This is a genomic window from Shewanella abyssi, from assembly GCF_023284025.1.
Taxonomy (GTDB): Bacteria; Pseudomonadota; Gammaproteobacteria; order Enterobacterales; family Shewanellaceae; genus Shewanella; species Shewanella abyssi.
This window is the reverse complement of sequence record NZ_JAKIKR010000002.1, coordinates 144,257-167,813: the sequence shown is the minus strand read 5'-3', so window position 1 is coordinate 167,813 and position 23,557 is coordinate 144,257. Positions and strand designations below refer to the sequence as shown.

The following is a 23,557-nucleotide window of genomic DNA, read 5'->3' as shown; positions in this document are numbered from 1 at the left end:
ATTATTACTCCTAGGTAAGTTGAGATGGGCACATCCATGCACCCAATGCCGTTAAACCAATGCCGTTAAACCAGGGCTTATAACTGAGGCACAACTAAAATTTCAAACTTGCCCTTAAGCTCGTTATCCACAGTGGTGCCGCCCTCATCGATGCGCTCACGAGTCATTAACTTAAGCGCTAGATCTTCGAGTGATGCAGGCACCACCAGCAAGTTAGGACGAATTTTGAGTTTCTTACCGCCATCACGACTAAAGGCGGTCATCTTCTTGTAAGCATCCCAGAGGTTGCTGGCGTTCAGCTCGCGCTTGTTAGCAAATGCCATCTGCCAGAAACCAAAGCCCGCTTCGCAGCGCATATCGGCACCGAATTGAAATTCGTTCGAGGTCCATACCGCTGGATCGGTTGGGTTAAACAAGGTGTTTAAGTCCAGCTTGCGACGCTCCTGGAAGATAAGTGGTTTTAGAGGTCGACTGGTATCGAGTAGAAACCACGGCTCGCCGTTATAACCACTACCCGTTTCATCGACCATGTTAGTGACTGAGGCATCGGCCCCCGTGCCATCATGTTTGGCGTTTATTGGGTGGTCAGTATCAAAGAAGTTCTGCCCGTCATAACACGCTGTGGTAAAGCCTGCGCCTAGCAGCTGGAACACTAAATCATCGGGAAACTCTTGCCCCTCTTGGGCCAACATCTGCACCATCGGCTTGTAAGTGCCCACGGTGTCGTCTTCAACATCATCGCGGCTAATACCGATGGTATTTTCAAAGGTGCGGTTAGTGATTGAGTAGCCATGCTCTTTAATTGAGTTAATGACACGATCGCCAAGCCATTCTCGAAAAGACGGCATAGAACCGAGCCAGCCATAGGTGTTGCTCTTGGTATTACTGGGCACCACGCTGGCGACCTTCATGTACTGAGGTTCAACATTGACTAACGCATTTTGAAACTCGCTTCGCACCATAGTGCGCAGTGCTTGCAGTACGGGGGCATTAATTGCAGCCATTAGTTTTGCTCCTTATCAGCAGCCTTTGCTTTGGCATAATCTGCATGGGACATGCCCCAAGCATCGGCGAGGGTTTTCTCATCTGCCGACAAGGCGGCAAGGTTGTCTTTCTTTTCAGGCTTGGGCACCGTGGTGGTTTGGGTGGTGGTTAGTGCATTAATCGGTTTACGGCCATCAAGGTGTGCAGTTAAAGCCGCCAACCCTTGCTGCTTACCCAGTGCCAGCAAATAGTCTTGCTCACAGGTCAAAACTCGGCCTTCTTCGACGGCATCTTTCACCGCTTGGTCAATGGTGAGTTGACCATTTTGCGCACTAAGCTGTGCTAACTCGTCGCGTAAGGCATTAACAGTGGCCACTGGCACATACTCGCTCAGGTTCACTTGACCGCCTGCGTTGCTATGAGCATTGGTAGCACTAGCAGAAAGCGCAACAAGCCGCTGATTCAAACCATCAACGCTGGCAGCTGCGGTACTGATTTCATCAAGCGCCGTTAACGCTGCGGTTTCTTGCTCGGCAGTTAGTGCATCGGTATCGGATGCGACTTCGATACCTAGTCCTGCCAGTAACTTTTTCAGTAATGGGTTCACATGGAGTTCCTCCAGTTGGTTTTCGGTTTGATTAGCATGATCGCTGTTAGATTGAGTGTGCTTTGTTAACAGCCCTGAGCCTTGTCTAAAAAACTGCGCAGCTTCGAGCTGCGCGCTAAGAGTCGCTAACGGCAACATGCCATCAACGCCAGGGCGATTTGTCAGCGCTGCTGAGTGGATAAATTGAGGGCGACCCGTATTCGTGTCGTAGCCAAATACCAAGCTGAAATACTTGTATTCTTTGGCGCTAAGGTAGGCGATGGCGTTATCGGTAAATCGCGGCTTTATAAATAAACCTTCACCTTGGCGATATTGCACATCATCGATGCTGAACCAACCTGCAGCGGGTGCGGGTTGGCCGTTCTTCTCTTTGTTGAGGGTTTGGTGTTCGTAGTCAATAACCAGATCACCGGATTGGTGCGGGGTATTTGCCTGCAAGGCGGTAAATGCTGTTTCATCCATCAACCACTTGCCTGCAACTACATCTGCAGGTCGACCATCTACCGAGGCAAACAGGCCATCAGGCAACGCCTGAATATAACCATCTTCTGCCACAGTGAAGGCCACATCAGTGTTAGCGTTAAGTTGGCTGCTTAAGGCGGCAAAGCCAAAAGCGATGGATGTTGCAGGCATAAAAAAGGCACTCTCAATAACATTGGAGTGCCTATTCTGGCTTAGGTGTTCAACCTAGCGGATTGGAAAGGTTTCGGGGTTACTTTTTAAGGTTTTTCTTTGTTCGTAATGCTTCAAGCATCCGATAGGCAGCCTTCTCCGCGGGACCATTAATGTAATTAAGTTCTTCTATAGTAACCATACAAAATAACGCTAATTCATCAATAATATCGTTGATGACAACTTGAATCAGTAATGGCTGCGTAGCTTCAATTGGAACCCATTTAATCCAATATAAAATTTTTGCATGATCACCAATATAAATCCAATCCTTCTCGTTTGAAGGTTTTACTATATCGATCTCTAGCGGTTCAATAGCACACAAAATATCATAATAAAAGTCAAATAAAGAGCTTGTACTTTCATTGTAATTTTCTGGTAGGCAATTGCGAAAAGCTACATCATTCAATGAAAAAATACTGTTATACCTCGATAAAACACTATTACAGCTGCTAGCTACGCTAACTAGTATTGAGGCAAAACCCTCTCTCCCTTGAGAGGTCAGCGCTAAAGTGTTGAATGAGTTATACGGAAACAAAATTTTATATAACTCATTTCTTTTTTTAAAACTAATTTTTGATTTGGTTTCGATGTTATCTAAACACTTAAAGAACTCTTCTTTGTGCTTTAAGTAGTTAGCAAAAGTTTTCTGTTCTTCGGTCTTTTTTATTTGCTCTAAAGTCAACGCTGAACGATGATGAGCGATCACAAGGGCAGAAAAAGGAAAGATTAAAGCAGCAACAGCAATCGGAATTTTTTGATAGTTATAAAAGGTCTCAAGGGCTCCCAGCTCTAGTGAATAGCTTAGCAAGTATAGATTGTTGGAGTAAGAAATCCCGAGAGCCAAAGTTCCAGCCAAAATGGGAGGAAACAATATCGCTACCCAAAACCAAGCGTTCTTATATAAAGGTCTTTTTATATCAAATGTCTCACGCCATCTTGGCATATTTAATCCTAAAATCATGTTTTACTAAACAACTGGCAGAGTATGCCCTGCTCAACAAAGTACTCAACAACATGTTCAATCAATGTACTCTTTTTCAGATTCCATCGTTTCGACAAAATCGGTAAACTCTGGATATTCTGCTTCTATCACATATAAAATTGAGTCCATATACTGCAATTGAGATTCATGTTTATAGAGTTTAAACTCTTCGGCCCACTCTCTGTATTCACTAATATACTTAATTACTGTTGATTCTTTAACAACGTCAAATACTGAGCAAATGTCGACAAATGAATGTTCATTTCGATACAGAAAATCTGCATAGCCTTGTTTAGCCAACTTTCGAACATGACGTGACATAGCTTTGATTCGTGAATTTGTAGTCTTAAACTCATCCTGGTATTTATCAATAAAATCCGAGCAAGCTTCTGTGCTCCCAGACAATTCACTTGGAAGGTCAACATCCAACATTGTTGCTATCGCGCCTGCATACTTTATTTGCTTTATAGAGGGTGGCCGTTCTTCATAAGGCAGCGCATACCGCAATAATTCATAGAATGCATTTTCAAAGTCTTCAGACTCGAATGCTGGGTTTTCCATTACTTCATTGAGCCTCAATAAAACATGCTCATCTAACTTCACATCTAACTCATGCCCAAGAATCGTTAAAGATGTTTTAACTTTTTTAGGAGGCAAACATTCACTTAAGAGCGCATTAAGACCATTTGAAATATTGATCGTTTTGCCAGTAACCGCTGCGGCCATAACTCCTGAAAGAGGTATTTTTAACTGAACAGATGATGACTGTAAAAGTGCAAATGTTTTTTGTTGTTTAGTCATTTTGTACCCTTGATGAACTATTTTTTGAGCTTAAGATAACAAAGTACTAGCAACACGACTGGAATTGAAAACAATGCAGCCTGTTCAATTGACACTTCACTGGCGCTATTACTATCTACAGATATTGTTGCAGTTTGAACATTTCCAACGAGGTTACTATTGAGCTCCTCATTATTGTCACTATCGACTTCACCACCACCGCCTCCAGGCATAATATTTCCTTATATGTATGCGAATAACCTTGTTCAAAGAGCATAACCCAGTTTAAAACCCGTTTAAACCTCTGTTTAAGCTAGCAATCTCTTTCAAGAAGCACAGCGGCGAAGCATTCATGTTTAATTTGCTATAAACGCTTCTGAGGCGCTTTAAACTTTGATTAACGATTGGTGGCATCGTAGAATCACTTACATAAATTTTTACCCATGGAAGGCGCATGACAACCAATCCCCCAACCCAAGCTCAAGCTGCAGTACAGAACGATGCTGGTGAAGATAAAAGCAAGGATATCTCGTTTAAATGGCTCATCTTGCTTTTAGCTTTAGTCGCCGCCTGCTTGAACGGTTTGTACTTTATGAATTTCAATAATGGCTGGGGTAATCAGGCAGACTTTGGTGCTTTTGGTGACTTTCTTGGAGGTGTACTTAACCCTGTTTTAGGTTTTGCTACAGTTGGATTGCTTATTTGGTCACTGAAAATGCAGATGGAAGAGCTATCACTATCTCGCAAAGAGTTAGCGTTGACTCGTCAAGAATTGGCAGAAACTAAAGATGAGACTGCACTTAGTAGGCAGGCAATGGAAGATCAAGTTACACATCTTCAAAAGGAAGCACAATTAAATGAAGTAATGCGGATTATGACAGACTTAAGAATTCAGTATCAAAATCACCTGAGATCAAGCCAATTCATTAATGAGTCAATATTAAAGGTTCTAACAAAAATTCCGCAAAGTGTAAGACCAACTTCATCCTATCTAAAAAAGCTCACAATAAATAATCTCCTATATGAAAATGGTGACTGGTCAGCACATAAGTTAGAAAACTTAAAAGACCGCCTTAGAGACTCCTATCACGAATCAAAAAGGTATGATACTGCTTGTCAATTCAGAGAGCTTGAAATCACCTTAATACAATTTTCTAATCTTATTCTCAAATATCATGAGTTATCCAACAGCCCAGAGCTTGCGACTATCTATGTAGAGCAAGCAAAGAAAATGTTGCAACCTTTTCAAGATGTATTCTGGACGGACCCTATTGCCGTTCAACTTCGTTTAATCAATGGAATACTACATCAAAGCGAGTTGAATTAGTCGACTAGAAAAGCTGATAGTATCTGTAAAATCTGCTTTTCATCTTCACCCGCCAGCCCCAAAAACTCCCTCGCGGGGATATCTTGATTTGGCATCATGCTCCGTGAGCTAGTAGTGCCGCCAAACTGATGCATAGCAGCGTAGACTTCATTACTGCCAAACTCCAGGCTAGCGCCGGAGAGGCTACCTGTAATTTGATAATGCAGGTTATTAGCAAGGTTACCCTCTTCGGTCAATATGCGGTCGCCGCGCCGTTTACGGGCATGCGTGGTGGGGCTTAATGGCTCCCAGGGGGTGCCGTCTGGTGTTTGTTGGTCGATAAAGCGTTGCTGATGAGTTACTAACAGATATTCACCTATATCATTTAACGCGGGGGTTAAGTCTTGGCTTTGCTCTAGCAGCTGCTGCAACACCTCACTGATGGCCCTATCACCTTGGGTGGTGATTTTGATACTACTGCCTGCCATGAATGACTCCCCTATAACTGCTTGTCTTTTGACTATTCATTTTAACTATTCATTAAGTGGGTCATTAACTAACGGTCTGTCATTTCATCGAGTGGTGTTAAAGCGTGAAGGCTCTCCCACACTTCGGCGAACGCGGCTAATTGATGAGTGGCCTTTTCGGCTTTTGCTTCAACTTTTGCTTCAATTTGTGCTTGCTGCACTAATGCTTCGATTTGCGAAACTTTATCCTTGTAGCTCAAGCTTGCGTCATTGACGATCAGCAAGGCTTTATCGACCAGTGGCATTGGCTGATTAAACTCTGTAGAGGATTTTGCTTTGGCTAGCATGGCGGCAAGATCTTTATCCATTGCTGTTGTCATTTTGGTTCCTTAGCGAGTACGCCCACTATTAGCTTATCAAAGTATTCTGCGATTTCAGGGCTAAACTCAGCCAGTGCATTGCGATTAAGCACCCAAGCGGTGAAGTGCTCAGCATGCCATTCATAGTGGTTACTGTTGCTGTAACGGGTTAAATGCTTTGCCATCGGCTTGGGCGGGCTACCTGCTTTAAAGTGTAGCTGATGCCCAACCTCGTGTAACCAAGTGACTAAAGTGCCACCGTGATGAGCGCTAACACTCTGGGTGCGAATTAATGCTGACATTGAAAATACCATTTTTTGATCAGCATTAAACATGGCGGCGAGCTTTACCCCTTGGCGCAGTTCATTAACCACGACTTTATCTAAGCGAATAGTACCGCCCACTTTTACATTAACGTTATCGTATGAGGATGAGGTAAAACCCCAGGCGCGCCGATAGCCCTGGGTGGTGTAGAGTTGCCTAGTTCTAAATTGAGCAGCTCGAAACTTATCATTTTGCAAATACTCAGCTACTGATTTTTCGATAGCTTTTGCGCCAGCGTTACTTACTCCCATCTCTGCTTGCTTTAAAAACAGCGACTTAATCTTATATTGCTGCATAAACTTACCCAGTAACTCTATTTGCTCTGCACTTGAGGTTTGTTTAATTGCGTTTAATGCCTGGTTTAAACTGGCGTTAGTGACCCCTTTAACCGTACTAAATGAGTCCGGAACAATACGCTCTGGCCCTTTGGCCCCTTTATTCGCTTCGGCTTTAGCTTCAACTTGCTGCTTGCGCTTAGCACTAATCACTTCGCGTTTAGGTTGATAGTCAAAGCCCGCATCGATGCCTTTGGGTACTTGATGCACCTCTCCGGTGGTTTTGTCTAGCCAATCACGCATGCCGTCGTTAGGCCGCTGGCTTAGGCTTAAACCACGTCGCTTAAATTCGTTTTTACTGACGCCATATACACGGCACTTACAGCCCCAACCGTTACTAGGAAAATGCCTCTGCCACCAGGGATCATCTCTAGCTAATATGGTGTTATGCCATTTTAGATGTAACGCTCTGGGTGTTTGGCTGTCGCCATGGGCGTAACGCCAATAATCAAATTTCTGTAACTGTTCAAAGCGGCCTGCATTGTAGCTTTGGCGCATATTGGTGTTGTAAATGATCCTTGCGCGCCAATCTGCGCCGCCTGTATGTTGCCAGCCATGTTTAGCGGCTATGTGCTTAAACTCACTTTTAAACCAGGTAAGCGATTTTCCGTCGCTGATTGCACCATCGAGTGCTTGACGAAAATCATTAAGCAGGTCGGCTTTCATTGCCCCTGCCACCGCAAAGCTGGTGTTGTGAGCACTGCGCCAAATGTCATTCCAGCGTTCACTAGGTAGATTTAACTTATCTCGAAAGAATACAATTTGCTCAGCAAACGTCAGCGAGCCATAGCTAGCCTTGGTCGCCATTATTAGCGCCCCTCACTGACATCATACTGCCCAGCGAGGTCGGCAGCGGCAAAGGCTGTTTGCATGATCTCACTGGCTTCATCTACCGATAGGTCGAGTTCTGTTAATGCCTGCTGTAACTCCTCCAATGACTCTGCATTAGCGACTAGCGTTGCAATTTGCTCAGTAAAGCTGACTAGCACTGGTGCCATATTGTCGGCCAGTTGGTTGTGCATTTGTTTAAGCTCTGCTTCGGAATCCGTGAGCTGCTGTTGCTCTGCATCTTTGGTTAAGCGATTAATTTTGGCGGCTGTTAAGGCGGCTAGCGTATGTTGCTTAGCTGAATGTTGATTAGCAGATAGTGCCGCGTTTTGACCGTCTTTAACTGACTTAGCTGCTGGGCTGATAGCCGGTGTGGCCGTTTGGCCTTCGAGCAGCAGTATCGCTTCGCCATTCACAGGCTTAGGTATACGGGTTTTATCGTGCAGCCATTGCTGTGGCACTTGCATTCCCATGCTCACCAGTACCTTTAGCGGTTCGGCGAGTTCAGTTAAATCTTCAGGATCGCTGATATCGAACACCAAGCGAGGATGACGCCTTGGGCTTTGGTAACTCTTACAATTGAGCGCATACAAGGGCGCAACGAGATCACGGGTTAAGGTTTCGGCCAGTTGTGCTAAGTCTGAATCGCGCAACTCCTGGCGAACCTCGTTATGTACATTGCCAAGCGCATTGGTCGAGCTTTTACCATCGGCCTGGCTGGTGAGTGTGCCACCTAATATCACCTTGCTCATGGTTTTTTCTGCCCAGCTCATCATCAGTTCAAACGGATCGGCTTGGCCCTGGGCGGCGCTATGGAAATCCATCACCATACCTTTAGGCATAATGCCACCCGCGTTATGGCCAATGCTCATTACCGCCTGCAGCAAAGCGCGCTTTTCATCGTCGTTAGCTCCGCTTGGGTACTGGCCAATGCGCAGCGGTAAACCGTAGATCTCAAGGAACTCGGCTAAATCGCGCACGCTGTAGTTTTTAAAGATGAATGGCCATACCAATTGACGCACTAAGCCGCCACGGCTGAGGTAACCCGATTTAGCCAGGTGAGTATGCTTAATCCAACCAAAGGGCCACAGCTCTGCTCCTTGATGGCTGGCATCGCGTAGACGTAGTTCGTTGCGGTTTTCTGGATGCGTCATAAACCAGGCGGGATCACGATACTCTGGTACTTCGACAAACCACTCGCCTAGCTCACGGGTCCAGGCAAGTTCGTGCATGCTAAAGCCTTTAAGGATGGCGTCTGCCATCGACTTGATTAGGCTCTTTATCCAGTTGCCCTCTTCGAGCATCTCTTGCAAGTACTCGGTGTCGGCTTTCTCTTGTGCGCTGGGGTTTCGTGGTGGGGTTAAGTAATAGTCCACGCCTATTAGCGCACGTTTGCGCTTGTCGAGTTCGGCGTATAGGTGGCCGTCTTTCTCCTCAATATCTTCGGCCAGTTCGCACTGAGCAATCATATCGCCCTGCTCTGCGGCTTGCAGTATTTCGGCAGCACTGGCAGGCGTTAAGCCGCTTGAAGGATGCTGGCTAAAGGTGCGATGCAGGCCAGTAATACGCACATCATCGGTTTGTAATGCCTTGGCATCACGCTGCTTAAAGGGGCGACCACTGGCATCTAGTATTACGGATTTCTTTTGTTGCATTACCAGCAACCTCGCTGTGATTGAGAGTGATCATCGGCATCGCCATTAGCACGGGCATTAGGGTTGTGATGATCACTTTTCGGAATGGGGGTGAATTCGATGGGGGCACCGTCTAGCGTGGCAGCGTAAACCATCAGAAACAAACTGATGGCCGCGTCACCGTGGCGTTCTTTGTCTTGGCCTGTGCGCACATCACCTAGGCATGGAGTACCTCGGCGATTAATGGCCAGCGCGCGCAAGTCGGTACTGGTGTCATCGTCCCGTGGAATGGTGATCAAGCCGTCTTCAAAATGACTTTTAAAGCGCGGCATCTGCTCACGATAAAACGGTTCTGACAACATGACGCACTCAATCACCTCGGTGCCATATTTATCCTGAGCGTATTCAGCTAAGGCTTGGCCATTACCGCGTGCATCCATACCGCCACCGCGTAAACGGGGCAAGCGGTCGACGATGTAAAACAAGATCTGCTCTTGCTGGCGAAAGGGTATGTTTTTTAGCTCTACCTGCAGCTTTACTTTGATGTGTAGGTCTTGGGCTATCTCGCCAACATCGATCACGGTTAAGTCACCACTGCGGGCAAAATCCTCGCCAAACACATGGCTACGCGCGGGATCTAAGGCGTCGAGTATTGGCTTTAGTTGATCATCACACCACTGCAGTATTTCTGCTGCGCGTAGGTTTTCTGGCCACTGACCAAAATCATCTTTTTTGGCCAGGCGAATAACGGGACCGCTTTCACCTATGCTGGCCATGCGTGCTTCTATCAAGGCGCGGTTAAGGTAGGCACCACCGCCAGACTTAGGCACACAGCCATACTCTTCGAGTGCATCCTCTTCGGTGGCAGTGGCTTTAAGTAAGGCAGCTTTCCATTGCTCTTGTGAGCCTTGACTCCATTCAATGCCACGCACCTGGCAGATCCGTTGGTATAAGCCCTCATCGCAGGCGTCATCGAGGCTTATACGGTGGATGCTGTAATCTTTTTTACCTGCACGGGAATCATTAATCAGCTCGTTAAATAGGTTGTCGATACCATTGTGAGTGGAGATTAAACGCACCTTTGCGCCCCACATGGTCAACGCTAATGCCGCTTTGAGTACTTCGGCTAAACGGTCATGAAAGGCGGCTTCATCTATGGTGACGTTACCCTGCATACCACGCAGGTTTGATGGATTGCTTGATAGTGCTTGGATTTTAAAGCCCGAGGCAAAGTAGATGGCAAAGGTTAAGATCTCTTTGCCGTCTTGGCCATCATCAATAAAGATCTCTTCTTGTATGTCACCCGCCGCTTTATCAAATACCTTGGCCCACATGGCGGCAGCATCGATAAACTCGCGCGCCATTTCCTTGTTTGAGCCAACATAAAAATGGTTAGTACCGCCTTGACCACGAGCCGCTCCAGCAGTTAATGAGGCATCAGCGGCTTCGGCCCAGGTTAAGCCGGTACGGCGTGACTTTTCTGCCAGCTTGAGCTGTGACTCATCCGCTATCCAGCGTTTTTGATACCCGAGTAACACCTCTTTGGGATCATAAATACGCAGGCAACTGGCTTCATACTCTGGGTCAAAAGCTGGCTCAAATGGGGGATTAGCTGATCCACTCGTTAGCATTAGACGATCCCCAAGATTTCTTTCTTGAGCAGGCTTACTGCATCGGCTGTTAGCCCTGCCGATTTAGCTACCTTTTCGGCGGTATTGGCGGCTTCTTCGGCAAACAGTTTACGGATCTCTTTTTCACGTTTATGGCTCGCCATGGCAGCCGACTCTAGCCGTTGCACCGCTAGCATAGCGTCTTTAATCATGCCTACATCTGCCGTTTCACCATCTTCGTTTAATAGCGCTTTAAACAGCTGTGAACGGGCCATTTCTAATATCAGTTTGGTGACTTCCCCAGTAGGTTTATCGCCTAGTTCTGCGGTCCATACTTGGGTTATTTCGCGCATTTCTCGCAAGCTTTTACCGACGGCCTCCATTTTGGTGGCGTAACGGTTTAACCCCGCCCGTGACAGCTGTTGATCTTCCGGCAAACCTGCGGTTTTAATGAGTTGGTTTATCTCGTCGAGCAGCTCTGTTTGAGTGATAGAACCGTCGCGCAGGCCGCTATCTAATGTTTTACGAATATCATCGGGCAGCAGGTCGACTTTAGAGCGGCGGCCACGGGTTGGAGTATCGGCTTTATTGGAGTCAGTCATCCTGATCCCCTTTACGCTTCATTGATGCAGCAATATCTTTTTGAGCCTGCTCAATTGCCTTTTTCAAGGCTCGTTGAGCTTGAGCTACTTGCGGCACTTTTTTAAAATAGATTTTGCTAAAATCTCCCTTTTCAAAGGGCTTACCCTCTTTAAGAGTCATGGGTTTAATGACTTGTTCTTCCATGTCTGCAACAACCAGCGCCAATGCTGTGTGATAAATCACTTTCTTCTGTGATGATGTTAAGGGTTTTAGCACCATGACTATTCCCCTGCCCGAGGGCGTTTAATGCCAGGTACAACAGCGCGGCCTTGGGCTACATCTTCACCTCTGGCGCTGAGAACAGCTTTTTGAGTGGAGCCGAGTTTTTGCAGCGTAATTAAGCCTTGCTCTGCAAGCCAGGCTAATTGAGTGCGTAAGCTGTCACGGCTGATATCTAGCCCGTATGCATTAAGCCCATCTTGTAAGATGGACTCATTTAGATCGAACCCTGACACCTCGGCCAGCAAGCGTAGGATCACCAGTCGCTGGTGTTCTTTCATGATCTCTTGTAGTGCCATTAGTCGTTCCTTAATTCATTTTCCAGTAGCAGATCGGTTTTACGCTCAAGCCGACTAATGCCTTCTTGCGTGGCGTTAATGGTTTCGCTAAGTCCGCTTAGTGTTTTATCTAAACGATGCACCTCTTCTTTGGTGGGCAGGTGCTTGATGTCAGCCTTAACCTGTGTCATTTGCTGATCTATGTTGCTCAGCTTTTTATTAAGCAACTCGTGCTCACGTCGTGGGGTAAAACGTTGGTTAAACCAGGCGAGCAAACCCACAAAGGCAAGGTAAGCAATCGCTGAAAGCCATTTAAAGTTGTGGTTAATAAACTCAAGTGCATCAGCCACGGCGACCTCCTGTGCGTTGGCGCTGGCGCAAGTCTTCATCTTGTTGGCAGCTCAAGCAGCGCAGCAGCCTAGAACGCTCAGCTTCAACCACCTCTAAGCAGTCCACGCATATGCCATTACCTTGCGCTATTGGCTGGCGAGCCCGCGCTATACAGCTTTCGCGTTCACGTATTTCAAGCTCACTAGCCCATTCATCGGCTTTCATTTAGGCTCCTGCTTTACCGCGTTTAAACAGCTGGCTTAGGCTACTTGCAATGCCGCTAGTGATACCGCCAGCAATGCCTACACCCTGTCGCCATTTGCCTATTTCACGCAGGCCCATATAAGCCAGTAGCGGCGCAACCAGTAACATGGCCATATCGAGTGAAGCCCCTGTACCGTGTGCAAATGCAGCTGCACCGTCGAGCCCTAATACATAAGCGCCTGTGATGTAGCCGGATAAGCGCGCCATGTAGGGCCGGGTTTCACTGACATAAGGGTTGCTGCTGTTATCACCGTTTTGAATCGTCTGCTGAGTTTGCAAATGCAAGGTGGTATCGCGGTTTGCAGCAATGCGCGCCAGCTGCACTTCGCATTCGGCTGCGACTGATTTAAGTTGCAGCAAGTCTTGTGGCGATAGTGAGGTTAATGCCTGATTAAGTGCTTGCTCTGGGTTGGGTTTACCTGCAGCAATGTCGACGAGGTTAGCGACCTTGTTAGCGGTGTCTTGCTTGGCTTGACCGGAATAGTCGTCATCGAAAAAACTGCCGATGCCACGAATCAAATCGGGGCCAGATTTAATCAAGGTAGAAGCGATTGCGGTAAGTGTTAGCGGGTCCATATGCGATCCTTAATGTGGGCTGTGGTGTGAAAGGCTGTTGGTTTGGTGCTATTTGCTATGTTGCTTAAATAGCTTGTGATTCATTGCCCTCGGATTACCAAGGTGCAGCTTGAATCACCTATTAAGGTCAATAGCTGCTCAAGGGTATTACGGCTCTGTAACACGCCCCACTCTCTAGCTACCACGCCAAAAGACTCGCCAGGCGCGATACAGCCCTGCAACTCGCTGACTCGGTTGGCAACATGGATTAAGCAGTGGGAGCGCTGGCTAGTACCGTACAAGGTGACGCCCAGTGTGGGCGCAGTAATCGCAAGGCATACGCCCTTGCTCGGGCTTTGGTGGCGCTGTATTTGATAGCTGCCTTCTGGGATGCAGCTCTTACCCTTCTGGTTGTTTAACCAGGGGCATTCAACGGTAACGGCAATCGTATTACCAGTAGCGTCTTTGAGTTCCCCAAAGGTGCCGTGATTAAAGTAACGGCGGTACAGAATAAACTTTTGTGAGGACATAAAAAAACCGAGACAAGGAACATAGGCTCATTGTCTCGGTTTAGGTGTTCTAACAGGGTTTGAAAGGTTTCGGGATAAGCGTCTTAAGCATCGAAAGAGAGGTCATGTATCAACACTCACTCTGCAAATATCAAAAATTATTATCCTAAACTTGATTTGCTATTTCCACTAATAAGTCAGCATACCAGATGACATGTAAATTTAATGGCTGTGTTCCTGCGTACTTATGAGCAGAATAAACACCAAAAAGTTTACTTCCCTCATCTCTATTACCTTCTTTAAATAAAGTGTGTGGCGTACAAAATACAGGGCTGCCACTCATACCAGGCTGTAAATTTCCGTCCACAAGAAAATACGGTTTATTGTTGAACTTCACTTTATAAGGACTAGCAATAGTTACTCTTCGCGATATTGGTAAGTTATTAAATTTATCATAAAAACCTAGTGGATAGCCCAAAACAGCAAGATTCCCAAATTCATTTAAAGGAAAATCATTTACCAGCTCTTGACCAACAAAAGTAATTTTTGGACTTGATAATGGATAGTATTTTACTGCGTTATCACCTAACAAAGTATTTTCGTTTAGTGGTATAAGAACCACATCGCAACCATTTTCCTCAATACTAGGATGTTCAAGCCAGAGCTTTCTCTCATCAAATACTTTAATAGTTATAGTGTGATGCTTTGAGCAATCATTTATGTCTGTATGAGTAATAATTCTGACATTGTCAGCTTTCTTATTTTCCCTAAACATCCTTGTACGTACGCATTCGACTACATGTTTATTCGTGACTAAATATTTATTATTGTTATGGCGAAAAAAAAATCCTGTTGCTCGCTCTAAATGCTCATTCCCGCTGTAAACATCTACTTTAGTTGTTGTAAAATGAATAGAATTAACCATTACTTAAACATACCTCACACTTCTTTGTTTTTTACGTGTGAAAAACTAAACTTTGTCACCACAATTATCAGTAGCCCGACGACAAATAAAATTACTCCAGGAGTTGCGTCTGAAAGCTCTACGCTACTACCTACTATATCAGCAACAAAGCTAGAGTTTCCTTGTACCTCATTAACAAGAAGCAGCACTCCAGCTACCATACACCCAGCTCCGATAAGTGAGCCAACTAATGAATAAACTAACTGCATTGTCGCCAGTTTTTCTTGCAGTTTTTCTGAAGTCGATGGATCTACCTTAATGGATTGTTTGACTTCTCTATACTTTATCGCTTTTAAACCTTTATCACGCCTAAATATTTTCATGAATCAGTCCTAAATTGACAGTGACCAGTACCTAACTAACTATTTTTACTTACGTTCGCTAGCTTCTATACGGCTACGGTATGACCCGATAGTTTACCATATTGGTGTAGAGTATCCTTTGATACAAATTTGGCACTCTATTGTTATGTGTGTTAATGCGATGCCTCTATTTTGGCTTATATTTGTATGCTTTTGGCTTTACAACTTCCACAGGTTTGGCTTCAGGCTTTGCGTAATAGCTAAGAGGCTCATCAGCTATATCAAAACTATAACCCAACCCAGCAGATGCACTCCGCTTGAGTTTTTGGGTTTGTCCACGCTCAAATTCATTAAACTCTGCAGAGCCAGGGCTGTATGCATTATCATGATATGACTTAGCCTTAATCCCTTCCCGAAATGCTTTACTACGCATGAAGATATCCTTATCAAAATCTATGCAATAAAAGCTCTAATTCTACTTACTTGAAAATTCTGTACTGATGTTTACTCAGTTGGGTGCCACTATGATTTAAGTAACACGGATAGAGCTTACTTCCTCCATATCCACCATAGCTATTTTTAGCATTAATTTCTAACTGAAGTACACGACGGGCACCACTGCCATCTTGTAACCAATCAAAGTGATACCCTAGCAACTTAATAGACTCAGGGTCTTTAAAGTTACTGTACCGGGTTAATGTGGTAACACATTGCTTAACTAATTGATCTTCACTTAGTGTATTTTTACTACCATTCATTTTTGCAGGAGGAGTGACAGTGATCTCCTCTGCACTTTCAGAACAAGGGTCTTGGCTGTATGTTTCAATACCGTCTATGGTGCATTTGTAGACTGCGGCTTGTGCATTGTTAGCTATGAACAAACCAACGATTACAGTGAAAAAAATCTGCTTCATAAAATTCCCTTTTACTTACATCAACAATAACTTGACCTAGTTTCCATTCACTGGCATAAATGTAAAATATCGAATAACACTTTACTATAATTTTCAGGAAGATGGGATATGGACAGACCGAAAACCTTGTTCAAGTTTGAGCCATTCAACGAACAAACCCTAAAGAACCTGAAAAACCAAGAAGTATACTTTAGCTCACCTAAACGTTTTAATGATCCCTTTGATTGTGATATGTCTCCGACTTATACGGTACCTACAGATTCAGCCGTAGTATTTATCCAAACAAAACTGCGAGAAAAAGGCATTAAAGAGTGCTTTCCACCTGAAGATATTAAAAAACTAGAACTGATGACAACAGCTGAAATTCAGACAATAGCAATTAACGCTGCAAAAAACGAACTTGAGAAATTTAGAGTTAAATTTCGGGAAACTCGAGGTATTTGCTGTTTTTCAGACGAGAAAGGCGACTTACTCATGTGGGCGCATTATGCAAGCAGCTATCAAGGTTTCTGCTTAGAATTCGACACGTCATTTTTACCTTTTACAGTCCCTTATAAAGTGGTATATCAAGAAGAACTACCACAAATGGATGTGACATTGATTAACACTGAAGAGGACCCTGATGTTTTGCAAAGGCATATATTTCAATTATTTTGTACAAAGTCCAAATCATGGGAGTATGAGCGAGAATGGCGGTGCATCCATGAAAAAGCAGATCAAGCTTTCAAATACAAGAGAAATGCACTTAAAGCAATTTACTTCGGCCCGAATATGAAAATAGAAAACCTACGTTCTATCAGCTTAATTCTCCAAAAACACAACCCCAATGTTGAATTATGGCGAGGGGAAAGAAGCTCTTCAAAGTTTAAAGTTGAATTTGAAAAGCTTAACTAGAATGTTCATAGTTCGACGTTCAATAACCCCATTAATAGTATCAAAACAACCTCCTCTGCTTCCTCGCCACAAACGCTGCCCTCTGCTCGGCTATGATCTGGCTTACTCGACGTTCGGTGAGCCCATAATCCCGCGACAGCTGCTCTAGGTTATTGCCCTTAAACTCACGCCAGATGCGGATATCACGCAGCGCGTCTTTAAGGCGCTCGCCATTAGGGATATAGATATCGCGGCCACCTAGGTAAGTACTTAACGTAGTGGCAAGCGCTTCACTGATTTGCACGGCATTGCTAATGGCTTGGCCCTCTAGGGTAACGCGCATAAGCTCACACAGACTTTGCAGTGTTGATGGCCAGCGCTTAACAAAGTCTTCGCGCTCATCTGGCTTAAGGTTCTGCAAGGTGGCCAATGCCAGTTCAAGCTCTTGTGGGGCTGTTTGCAGCAAGTCGAGTTGCTGTTCACTCTTCGCGTTATCAAGACACTTACTCATGCTCAGCCCCTGCGTATACATTGTTTAAATAGAGCTCCACCACTTGGGTGTAACTTAAGCTCTGCAGCTTGGTTGATGTGCTGTTGGTTCTTAGATGAATGCGCTCAATCAGCTCACGACGGTGCCAGTTCTTAAGGCTCTCTAACACTCGTTTGGCTTGTTGTGGATTAAGCCAGGCAACGCTGTCGACCTGCTGTTGTGATTTAGTCATGCGGCGCGCGTAGCTATCGAGTGCCGTTTCGCTAGCGTCTTGAATAATGTTGTGATTGGCCATGGTGATCCACACAGCGCGGATTTTATCGATTATCGCTACTTTGGTGTTGCCCGATTGTGGACTTAAACGTTTGCCTTTAACTGCTGGCTTAATCCCCTTTTTAGGGCTGTTTAAACTTGTTCCAACGCGAGTGGGTTTAAAACCTTTTTGCTTGAAGCATTCTAGTGCTTGTTCAAGCTCGCTAAGGTTCATGGCGCGCAGCGATTCTTTGCCTGTGGCGTGTTTGAGCATGCTGCGGTATAGGCCATCATCTAACTGCAGCTGCGTTTTGGCGATGTTGATTAAGGTAAAGAGCCGTTTAGAGCTTGAAGCGGTTTTAGTGTGCATGGTGATCTTCCTTGTTTATAAAAGCCTAGCGTCGTGGCTAGAAAGAACTGCCCACAGCGGCTGTGGGCAGTTTCGCTGATATTGATTAGCTGCTTACTTGCACTACTGCTGCGATATTTCTCAGTGAACGCTTGATAAAGAAGCCGATGAGTCTGCGTTTATCTCCGGCATACTCTGGGCTTAACTCTTTTAGTTCATTCATTAACGCGGCTCCTATTAGCAGGCAATAATGCGGTGTGCTGACTGCCATGGTGCTGAGTTCACTGCGTAAGGTTTCAAAGCTCGCCTCAAGCAAGGCGGCGATGCGTAACTTAAACGCGACACGGTCGAGACTGGCTTGGTTTTGGTCAAACAGGTGTTGAGTTGAGGTATTCATGATCTGCTCCTTGCATCACCCTTTATTAAAGGGTGCTGATATCCATTGATAACTGCACATACTTGCTGTTGGGTAAACGCTCATAGAGGCGCAGGTATTCGCTGGTGCCCGTGATTTGAATCGCATCGGCGATGGCGTCCATGGCATTTTTCCAGCTTGCATCATCGATATCTAACTGGCGCAAGCTCAGTACCTGGTTAACGTTGATTTGACCTTGTTGGTCTACACGAAATGCATGCTCAACCATGGCCATGAGGCGGTCATCTGCTCCACCTGACCATGAGTGAATGCACTCATCGATAAGGGTTTTAGCGGTTTGAATACGCTCGTCAAAAATGCGGTGTTCACCTACTGCGCGACGCACTTGGTATTGGCCGTCGAAGCTGGTGAGCGAGACGTTGCCCTTTTTACCACCGACATTAACGCCGTATTCGCTGCCAGATAGATCAACAAAGTCGGTGATCTGACTCATGGTGGCGAGTTTGAAGTCGAGCATGGCCTGGCGCAGCGCTTTGGCTTTAATGACAATATCACTGACAACTTCGTCACGTAGTTTGTCGATGGCCTTGATACGCTCCTCTGGTACTAGGTCGCCTTTGGCATTTTTACGATAGCCCGCTGGGATAGTGTTGATATTAGTGTTGGTTTGACTGTTCATTAGTTACTCCTCGTTCCAGCGCACTGTGACGCCATGAAATTGCACTGCGCCGCTACGACGTCGAATGCCTCTAATATTTTCAATAATCTCTACCGCCATGGCGCGAAGCTCTTTGGTCGGTTGGTCGATTTGGACCACTTTGTTTTTACGACTTAGCACCTTCATGCCACGCAGGCGCAGTGCACAAACGACATTAATTTTTTGGGTCTTCATGCTGCCCCCTTAGTGGTTGTTGTGTGCTTAGTTGCTGAAGCAGCTTGTTGTATCTAAGCTCTAACGCCTTTAACTCTTGTTTTAATAGGCTGCAGAGCTGCCTTGCTCCGCCACCGTCGGATTGTGATTGGCGCTCTAAGCGGTTATAGGCGGCGTCGGCGCTATAGCGTTTTGGTTTATTGCTTGCCGAAAAGTTGCCCTGTATAGCAATGCGCTTAAACTTCTTTTGCTCTGGTAGCGTTGAATGAGGGCAACCGCTACGACAGGCTCGATATAAACGCAGTTTTATTGGGTTACTGGTCACGGTGTTGTTTTGGTGCTTGTCGCACTGATGCAGGGGGATCTCCCCCATAATCGGGCAGACAACCGTGCGGTGCATGTAGGCTCCTTCTACTAGTTTTTTCATGCGGGTGAGATCGCCGGGGTATTTGCTGTTGATCAGCTGGCTTATCACCGTCTTTGATACCCCAAGATTTTTTGCTACGGCTTCTTGGCCGTGTTGATTAGCTTGCTCGGCTAATATTTGCTGCCATTTACTCATCACCACGCTCCTTGAATGGGTAGAAGGTTTGGGTATTTTGATCCCACATGCCTTGCTTTTGAGTGGTCGGATATAGACGCCCGAGATCTTTAATCAACATGTACTTAACGCAGGAGTAGCCGCTTTGATTGAGAAAGCGCCCTTTCTTACGAATGAAGCCTGATTGCTCTAGGTGCCATACGTAGTTGTTTATTAATGACAACGAAGCATTAGTCGTGGTTTGCAGCAGCTCGACACTAAACGCACGGTGAATGCGGATGGTGTTCCAGATTTGCTGTGACCGAGTGCCCTTTTTTACGCGGCGTTCTTTGCGTCTTGGGGCCATTGGCATTTGAAGCTGCAATGCCTGACGCTCGATGCATACGCGGTAAAGCCTGCCTTGGTATTTGTTTCTTTCGTCGATAACTTCAATGGCACGCTTTCTGATTAACGTGCGAGTGAAGCCAACGATTTTGTTGGTCTTGATATTTAAAACTTGTGCAATCTCTTTGCAGCTAAATGTTTGCCGATTACACATAAGTCCCCAAGCTTGATGCCTTATTGAACTTGGGTTTGCTGGGCTATTCATAGGTTATCCTTATCTATTTTTTTATTAGCGCACAGAACCTAGAACAGCCCTTATCGACGGGTGTGGTTAAGGAATAACTGACCGTCGCCCCAAACTGCTTTGTCGACAAAATCAAGCTCGTTAGATAAAGCAAAGCGCTCTATTTTTTCGAGTGCGATTAGAGTTCGGCGCACCTCGCCACCGCTACGTTGGCGGATGTAATCAAGTAGGTCTTCACCCACTTCGAGATCGTTTTCAAACAGCTCTGTAGCAAACAGGTGTACGTCTTCGATATCTGCAGGCAGAAACTCTACCCACTCAGAGATGCGGTTAAATAGCTGCTTACGGTGGCTGATCCGGCGGGCTATCTCTTCCATGCCGATAAGCACGACGGGTAGCTCGGTGGCATCGTAGATATCGCGGATGGTTTCCATGGTTTTTGATTGGCCGACTATGTGGTCTGCTTCGTCTACAAACAGGGCTATTTGCTGCTCATTCATGGTGTTGATGATGAAATCGACCGACTTACGTAGTGGGAAAATAGGCTCGCTGCCTAGCTCTTTCATTACGCGGGCTAAGAAACTGCTTGGGGTGTCGGTGGCGCAGCAACGCACAAACGCGGGTAGGCTTCCCATACTGGTAAGCTGGTTAACCATGTAGGTTACTGTGGTGGTTTTACCGAAACCACTGGCACCGTGGATGAGTCCGATCCCTGGGGTTATGTCACTGCGGCTTTGCAAGTTGGCGAACATATCTTGAGTGCGTAGGACATTTTTTACTTCAACGATTTTATGTTTCATAATGGCATTCCTTTGGTTTACGTTGGTTTTACTTTTGTAAGGCTCAATGGCCTTGGGTTTGAAGGCTGAGCAGCTATTTCACTTGTCGGTGGTGCTGCTCAGCTTTTTTCAATACTTTGTCTAAACGATTGCGTTGTAATAGGTTGTTTAGACGATACTTCTTAAGCCAGTCTTGTTCTGTTTGAGTTAATTTTCGGGTTAGTGAGTCTTGGGTAAGCATCATGGCTTTTTCGTGATCGCTACGGACGATACGCGACTCTTGTTCGGCCATATTGGCTTTACGCTTGGCTATTGCTTCACGCTGGCGCTCGATGGCGGCCAACTCGGTTTCACTCAGTTGATGTTGCTTGTTGCTGGTTGCATGGCTTAAACCTGCAATTGCGTTGTTGTCGTGCCCAGTGGTGCGCTCGATATAACTGAGGCTGGCACGCTGCAGTTTCTTTTGCGCCAATTCGTCGGCGTAGAGTGAATCGATACCAAACTCTTCTTGCAGGCGTTTTGCCGATTTACGAAATGCGGCCAACTCTTTTTGCGTCTGTTTACGGCGTTCACGAAATTCAGCTGGCGCTATGCCACGGTTAACGAGATCCATGTTGACGGCATCGACGTAGGTGTCCCATTGATCGATGGGGTATAGCGTTGCTCGGCCAATATCACAAGGGTCGATAAATACCCGTACCGTTTGGCGTTGCCACGCTGCTTCCATCAGCTCTGGCGCGGTATATTGCACGCCGTCTGATTTGACGCTCCCGCGTACGACTTTTGCGGTGCCGATAAAGTTGAGTAAGGTGTCGAGAATGTGGGCATTGTCGATTGCCCGTTTTTGATAACCCGCCCCTGCATACAACTCGAATGGCGTTTTATCGGTTTTGTTGTGGGGTACGTGGTTGTAATCAAACTCTAAGTAATCATTAAGTGCTTGCTGTAACTGCTCGGGCGTTAATGCCAGGCTTAGGCGCTCTGCTTCCGCTTTCTTTTTGCCTTCGCCGATACGTTTAGCAAAGTTGTACATGGCTTCTATTTGCTGGCGGTCACTGACGCAGTGGCCGATATAACCTGGCATTTTTTCCATTAACACGCGGCTCATGGTGCCAAAGAAACGTTCTATAAATGGCTTTTCCCAGCCACTAAAGGCGTTGGCTTTAGAGAGCTTTAAATCGAGTAGATTAAAGATGGTGGTGGTGCGCTGTGATACATAGTCGCTACCGTTGTCGGTTCGCATAATTGCGCCCTCCTCTGGTAAGCCCCACTCTAGTAACGTTTTACGCAGTAATAGGCAGATGGCCTCACTGTTTGAGGTTGGTGCGACAATCAATTGCACGCGGCGAGTATAAGCATCGATAACCGCAACGACAGCGTGACGCTTGAGCTTACCGTTAACATTGAGTTCAACGTCTGTGGGTGTTGAGTCAAATTCCCACACTTGGTTAGGCCCGTCGATATGCGGGTACATACGGGCAAATAGCGGACGGTATTTGTCTGTGTACAGCGTGGGGTTGGTAGTAAACGCATGCTCTAGCTCGTGCTTGTCGGCATATTGATTTAACCAGCGTTTAAAAGAGCTTATAGAGGGTAACTGCCAACCGTATTCAGCAGCTCTAACTACGGCCATGTCACGTACCTTGGCAGCTTGCTTTAGTAGGTGTGGTTTTTTGGTAACTAGCGCCATTAAAAATTCATCGAGACGCGGTTGATCGTCAATCTTGGATTTAGCACTGCCCTTATATTGATCTACAAGCCCGATGATCCCCTGATCGTCATAGGCTTTAACCCAGCGGTACAGGGTTGGTCGCGCTATCTGCTTTACATGTTGACGTAGGCCGCTACTCGGTAAGATTTCAGAGCTGTTAAAGGCTGTGATAAAAAGCATGACTCCGGCAGACTTGTTACCTGCGGCTTCATAGGGGGCTACAAACTCGTTAAAAGCATTGATAGCGGATTCGCGTGCTTTGGCCTTGTTTTGCTTGGACTCGTTTAAGCACATGAATTGCGTCAAGCCCTCAGCTTTACCGCTAATCCGCTGCTGGCGTGATTGCGAGTGTTGAGCGGCCTCTTGCTTTAACGCAGATTTAGCTGCCACCACACTGGCATCGGTACTCTGCTCTATTGATGTCGCTCTTAGATAAGCTTGAGTTTCTATAGGTAGGCTTGCTAAGTGATATTCAAAACCTTTACCTTGTTCGCACTTTTTCTTTACCCAATCCTCACGGTTAGCAAGCTTACGGTTACCTTGTACTGTGGTGTACATGCCAGGCATGTTAACCAACTCTTGAAGCGTAAAATATTGCTTATCCATGGCGGTAACCCATCAGGTCGAAGTCTATTTCAACCGATAAATCACGCAATATGGTTTGCGACACTTTGCCCCATTTAGGTTTTAGACCTGTGTCGGGTGCAAACATTTGTACGCACTTTTGTACTGTGCGGGGGTTATATCCATTTATTAATGCCCACGAGCGACAACTAAGTCCCCTGCTCATCAATGCCGCATGGATTTGATTAGCGTTTTCAATCTCCATGTTGATTGCTCCTTATTCCGCAAATTTGTGATAACATTTAATTTGTTCGC

Annotated in this window: 33 protein-coding genes; 2 read left to right on the top strand and 31 right to left on the bottom strand. The window is 45.9% G+C overall.

What is annotated here, in order from left to right:
• Nucleotides 1-77: 77 nt before the first annotated feature.
• The 5 genes from L2755_RS02275 to L2755_RS02255 all read right to left on the bottom strand — a co-directional run bounded on the left by L2755_RS02275 (nucleotide 78) and on the right by L2755_RS02255 (nucleotide 4,261).
• Nucleotides 78-1,004: a Mu-like prophage major head subunit gpT family protein gene (locus L2755_RS02275; protein ID WP_248979132.1), complete on the bottom strand. Its 927-nt coding sequence runs from the start codon at nucleotides 1,002-1,004 to the stop codon at nucleotides 78-80.
• The gene (locus L2755_RS02270) at nucleotides 1,004-2,224 is read right to left on the bottom strand and encodes a phage protease (protein ID WP_248979131.1); all 1,221 of its coding nucleotides are present in this window, start codon (nucleotides 2,222-2,224) and stop codon (nucleotides 1,004-1,006) included. Before L2755_RS02270 ends, L2755_RS02275 begins: the two co-directional genes overlap by 1 nt.
• Before the next feature lie 79 nt (nucleotides 2,225-2,303).
• Nucleotides 2,304-3,209, bottom strand: a complete 906-nt coding sequence (locus tag L2755_RS02265; protein WP_248979130.1) for a hypothetical protein — start codon at nucleotides 3,207-3,209, stop codon at nucleotides 2,304-2,306.
• Between the two features lie 75 nt (nucleotides 3,210-3,284).
• The gene (locus L2755_RS02260; RefSeq protein ID WP_248979129.1) at nucleotides 3,285-4,049 is read right to left on the bottom strand and encodes a hypothetical protein; all 765 of its coding nucleotides are present in this window, start codon (nucleotides 4,047-4,049) and stop codon (nucleotides 3,285-3,287) included.
• A gap of 17 nt (nucleotides 4,050-4,066) precedes the next feature.
• The gene (locus L2755_RS02255; RefSeq protein ID WP_248979128.1) at nucleotides 4,067-4,261 is read right to left on the bottom strand and encodes a hypothetical protein; all 195 of its coding nucleotides are present in this window, start codon (nucleotides 4,259-4,261) and stop codon (nucleotides 4,067-4,069) included.
• 221 nt (nucleotides 4,262-4,482) lie between these two features.
• Between L2755_RS02255 and L2755_RS02250 the strand changes: the two genes are divergently transcribed.
• Entirely contained in the window at nucleotides 4,483-5,355 is an 873-nt protein-coding gene (locus tag L2755_RS02250) for a hypothetical protein (protein ID WP_248979127.1), read from the top strand.
• On the opposite strand, the gene L2755_RS02245 is transcribed toward L2755_RS02250, so the two are convergent.
• From L2755_RS02245 to L2755_RS02170, 16 genes are all read right to left on the bottom strand, one after another.
• The gene (locus L2755_RS02245) at nucleotides 5,352-5,822 is read right to left on the bottom strand and encodes a phage virion morphogenesis protein (RefSeq protein WP_248979126.1); all 471 of its coding nucleotides are present in this window, start codon (nucleotides 5,820-5,822) and stop codon (nucleotides 5,352-5,354) included. The two genes, L2755_RS02250 and L2755_RS02245, sit on opposite strands and share 4 nt — an antisense overlap.
• 68 nt (nucleotides 5,823-5,890) lie before the next feature.
• A complete protein-coding gene (locus L2755_RS02240; RefSeq protein WP_248979125.1) occupies nucleotides 5,891-6,181 on the bottom strand; it encodes a hypothetical protein in 291 nt (96 codons plus the stop codon).
• Nucleotides 6,178-7,626: a phage minor head protein gene (locus L2755_RS02235; protein ID WP_248979124.1), complete on the bottom strand. Its 1,449-nt coding sequence runs from the start codon at nucleotides 7,624-7,626 to the stop codon at nucleotides 6,178-6,180. Before L2755_RS02235 ends, L2755_RS02240 begins: the two co-directional genes overlap by 4 nt.
• Before the next feature lie 2 nt (nucleotides 7,627-7,628).
• The gene (locus tag L2755_RS02230) at nucleotides 7,629-9,302 is read right to left on the bottom strand and encodes a DUF935 domain-containing protein (protein WP_248979123.1); all 1,674 of its coding nucleotides are present in this window, start codon (nucleotides 9,300-9,302) and stop codon (nucleotides 7,629-7,631) included.
• Nucleotides 9,302-10,912, bottom strand: coding sequence for a hypothetical protein (locus tag L2755_RS02225; protein WP_248979122.1), 1,611 nt, complete (start codon nucleotides 10,910-10,912; stop codon nucleotides 9,302-9,304). The genes L2755_RS02230 and L2755_RS02225 overlap by 1 nt, the downstream gene beginning before the upstream one ends.
• Nucleotides 10,912-11,493 (bottom strand): DUF3486 family protein, encoded by a 582-nt coding sequence (locus L2755_RS02220; RefSeq protein ID WP_248979121.1) that lies wholly within the window; start codon nucleotides 11,491-11,493, stop codon nucleotides 10,912-10,914. Before L2755_RS02220 ends, L2755_RS02225 begins: the two co-directional genes overlap by 1 nt.
• Entirely contained in the window at nucleotides 11,486-11,752 is a 267-nt protein-coding gene (locus L2755_RS02215) for a hypothetical protein (protein WP_248979120.1), read from the bottom strand. The genes L2755_RS02220 and L2755_RS02215 overlap by 8 nt, the downstream gene beginning before the upstream one ends.
• 2 nt (nucleotides 11,753-11,754) lie before the next feature.
• Complete coding sequence (locus L2755_RS02210; RefSeq protein WP_248979119.1) at nucleotides 11,755-12,051, bottom strand: VpaChn25_0724 family phage protein; 297 nt, start codon at nucleotides 12,049-12,051, stop codon at nucleotides 11,755-11,757.
• Nucleotides 12,051-12,380, bottom strand: a complete 330-nt coding sequence (locus tag L2755_RS02205) for a DUF2730 family protein (protein WP_248979118.1) — start codon at nucleotides 12,378-12,380, stop codon at nucleotides 12,051-12,053. Before L2755_RS02205 ends, L2755_RS02210 begins: the two co-directional genes overlap by 1 nt.
• Complete coding sequence (locus tag L2755_RS02200) at nucleotides 12,373-12,585, bottom strand: hypothetical protein (RefSeq protein WP_248979117.1); 213 nt, start codon at nucleotides 12,583-12,585, stop codon at nucleotides 12,373-12,375. Before L2755_RS02200 ends, L2755_RS02205 begins: the two co-directional genes overlap by 8 nt.
• Nucleotides 12,586-13,200: a hypothetical protein gene (locus L2755_RS02195; protein WP_248979116.1), complete on the bottom strand. Its 615-nt coding sequence runs from the start codon at nucleotides 13,198-13,200 to the stop codon at nucleotides 12,586-12,588.
• Nucleotides 13,201-13,280: 80 nt separating this feature from the next.
• Nucleotides 13,281-13,709: a DUF5675 family protein gene (locus L2755_RS02190; protein WP_248979115.1), complete on the bottom strand. Its 429-nt coding sequence runs from the start codon at nucleotides 13,707-13,709 to the stop codon at nucleotides 13,281-13,283.
• 145 nt (nucleotides 13,710-13,854) lie between these two features.
• Nucleotides 13,855-14,613: a S1 family peptidase gene (locus tag L2755_RS02185; RefSeq protein ID WP_248979114.1), complete on the bottom strand. Its 759-nt coding sequence runs from the start codon at nucleotides 14,611-14,613 to the stop codon at nucleotides 13,855-13,857.
• A 14-nt stretch (nucleotides 14,614-14,627) separates the two neighbouring features.
• Nucleotides 14,628-14,975, bottom strand: coding sequence for a hypothetical protein (locus L2755_RS02180; protein WP_248979113.1), 348 nt, complete (start codon nucleotides 14,973-14,975; stop codon nucleotides 14,628-14,630).
• 166 nt (nucleotides 14,976-15,141) lie between these two features.
• Nucleotides 15,142-15,387 (bottom strand): hypothetical protein, encoded by a 246-nt coding sequence (locus L2755_RS02175; protein WP_248979112.1) that lies wholly within the window; start codon nucleotides 15,385-15,387, stop codon nucleotides 15,142-15,144.
• Nucleotides 15,388-15,433: 46 nt separating this feature from the next.
• Nucleotides 15,434-15,868, bottom strand: a complete 435-nt coding sequence (locus L2755_RS02170; RefSeq protein WP_248979111.1) for a DUF4124 domain-containing protein — start codon at nucleotides 15,866-15,868, stop codon at nucleotides 15,434-15,436.
• Nucleotides 15,869-15,976: 108 nt separating this feature from the next.
• Here L2755_RS02170 and L2755_RS02165 point away from each other — a divergent pair, with 108 nt between their 5' ends.
• Nucleotides 15,977-16,762, top strand: a complete 786-nt coding sequence (locus L2755_RS02165) for a DUF2971 domain-containing protein (RefSeq protein ID WP_248979110.1) — start codon at nucleotides 15,977-15,979, stop codon at nucleotides 16,760-16,762.
• Between the two features lie 40 nt (nucleotides 16,763-16,802).
• Here the strand turns inward: L2755_RS02165 and L2755_RS02160 are convergent, their stop codons facing one another.
• The 10 genes from L2755_RS02160 to L2755_RS02115 all read right to left on the bottom strand — a co-directional run bounded on the left by L2755_RS02160 (nucleotide 16,803) and on the right by L2755_RS02115 (nucleotide 23,507).
• Complete coding sequence (locus L2755_RS02160) at nucleotides 16,803-17,252, bottom strand: Mor transcription activator family protein (RefSeq protein ID WP_248979109.1); 450 nt, start codon at nucleotides 17,250-17,252, stop codon at nucleotides 16,803-16,805.
• The gene (locus tag L2755_RS02155; protein WP_248979108.1) at nucleotides 17,245-17,853 is read right to left on the bottom strand and encodes a gp16 family protein; all 609 of its coding nucleotides are present in this window, start codon (nucleotides 17,851-17,853) and stop codon (nucleotides 17,245-17,247) included. The genes L2755_RS02160 and L2755_RS02155 overlap by 8 nt, the downstream gene beginning before the upstream one ends.
• Nucleotides 17,854-17,938: 85 nt before the next feature.
• Nucleotides 17,939-18,229, bottom strand: coding sequence for a hypothetical protein (locus tag L2755_RS02150; protein ID WP_248979107.1), 291 nt, complete (start codon nucleotides 18,227-18,229; stop codon nucleotides 17,939-17,941).
• A 25-nt stretch (nucleotides 18,230-18,254) separates the two neighbouring features.
• Nucleotides 18,255-18,887 carry a DUF3164 family protein gene (locus L2755_RS02145; protein ID WP_248979106.1) on the bottom strand — a complete coding sequence of 211 codons (633 nt, stop codon included), beginning with the start codon at nucleotides 18,885-18,887 and terminating at the stop codon, nucleotides 18,255-18,257.
• Between the two features lie 3 nt (nucleotides 18,888-18,890).
• Nucleotides 18,891-19,100, bottom strand: a complete 210-nt coding sequence (locus L2755_RS02140) for a hypothetical protein (protein ID WP_248979105.1) — start codon at nucleotides 19,098-19,100, stop codon at nucleotides 18,891-18,893.
• Nucleotides 19,081-19,641, bottom strand: a complete 561-nt coding sequence (locus L2755_RS02135) for a helix-turn-helix domain-containing protein (RefSeq protein WP_248979104.1) — start codon at nucleotides 19,639-19,641, stop codon at nucleotides 19,081-19,083. The genes L2755_RS02140 and L2755_RS02135 overlap by 20 nt, the downstream gene beginning before the upstream one ends.
• The gene (locus tag L2755_RS02130; RefSeq protein WP_248979103.1) at nucleotides 19,634-20,209 is read right to left on the bottom strand and encodes a hypothetical protein; all 576 of its coding nucleotides are present in this window, start codon (nucleotides 20,207-20,209) and stop codon (nucleotides 19,634-19,636) included. Before L2755_RS02130 ends, L2755_RS02135 begins: the two co-directional genes overlap by 8 nt.
• A 50-nt stretch (nucleotides 20,210-20,259) precedes the next feature.
• A complete protein-coding gene (locus L2755_RS02125) occupies nucleotides 20,260-20,988 on the bottom strand; it encodes an AAA family ATPase (protein ID WP_248979102.1) in 729 nt (242 codons plus the stop codon).
• 73 nt (nucleotides 20,989-21,061) lie between these two features.
• Complete coding sequence (locus L2755_RS02120; RefSeq protein ID WP_248979101.1) at nucleotides 21,062-23,284, bottom strand: DNA-binding protein; 2,223 nt, start codon at nucleotides 23,282-23,284, stop codon at nucleotides 21,062-21,064.
• Complete coding sequence (locus L2755_RS02115) at nucleotides 23,277-23,507, bottom strand: helix-turn-helix domain-containing protein (protein ID WP_248979100.1); 231 nt, start codon at nucleotides 23,505-23,507, stop codon at nucleotides 23,277-23,279. The genes L2755_RS02120 and L2755_RS02115 overlap by 8 nt, the downstream gene beginning before the upstream one ends.
• Nucleotides 23,508-23,557: the final 50 nt, after the last annotated feature.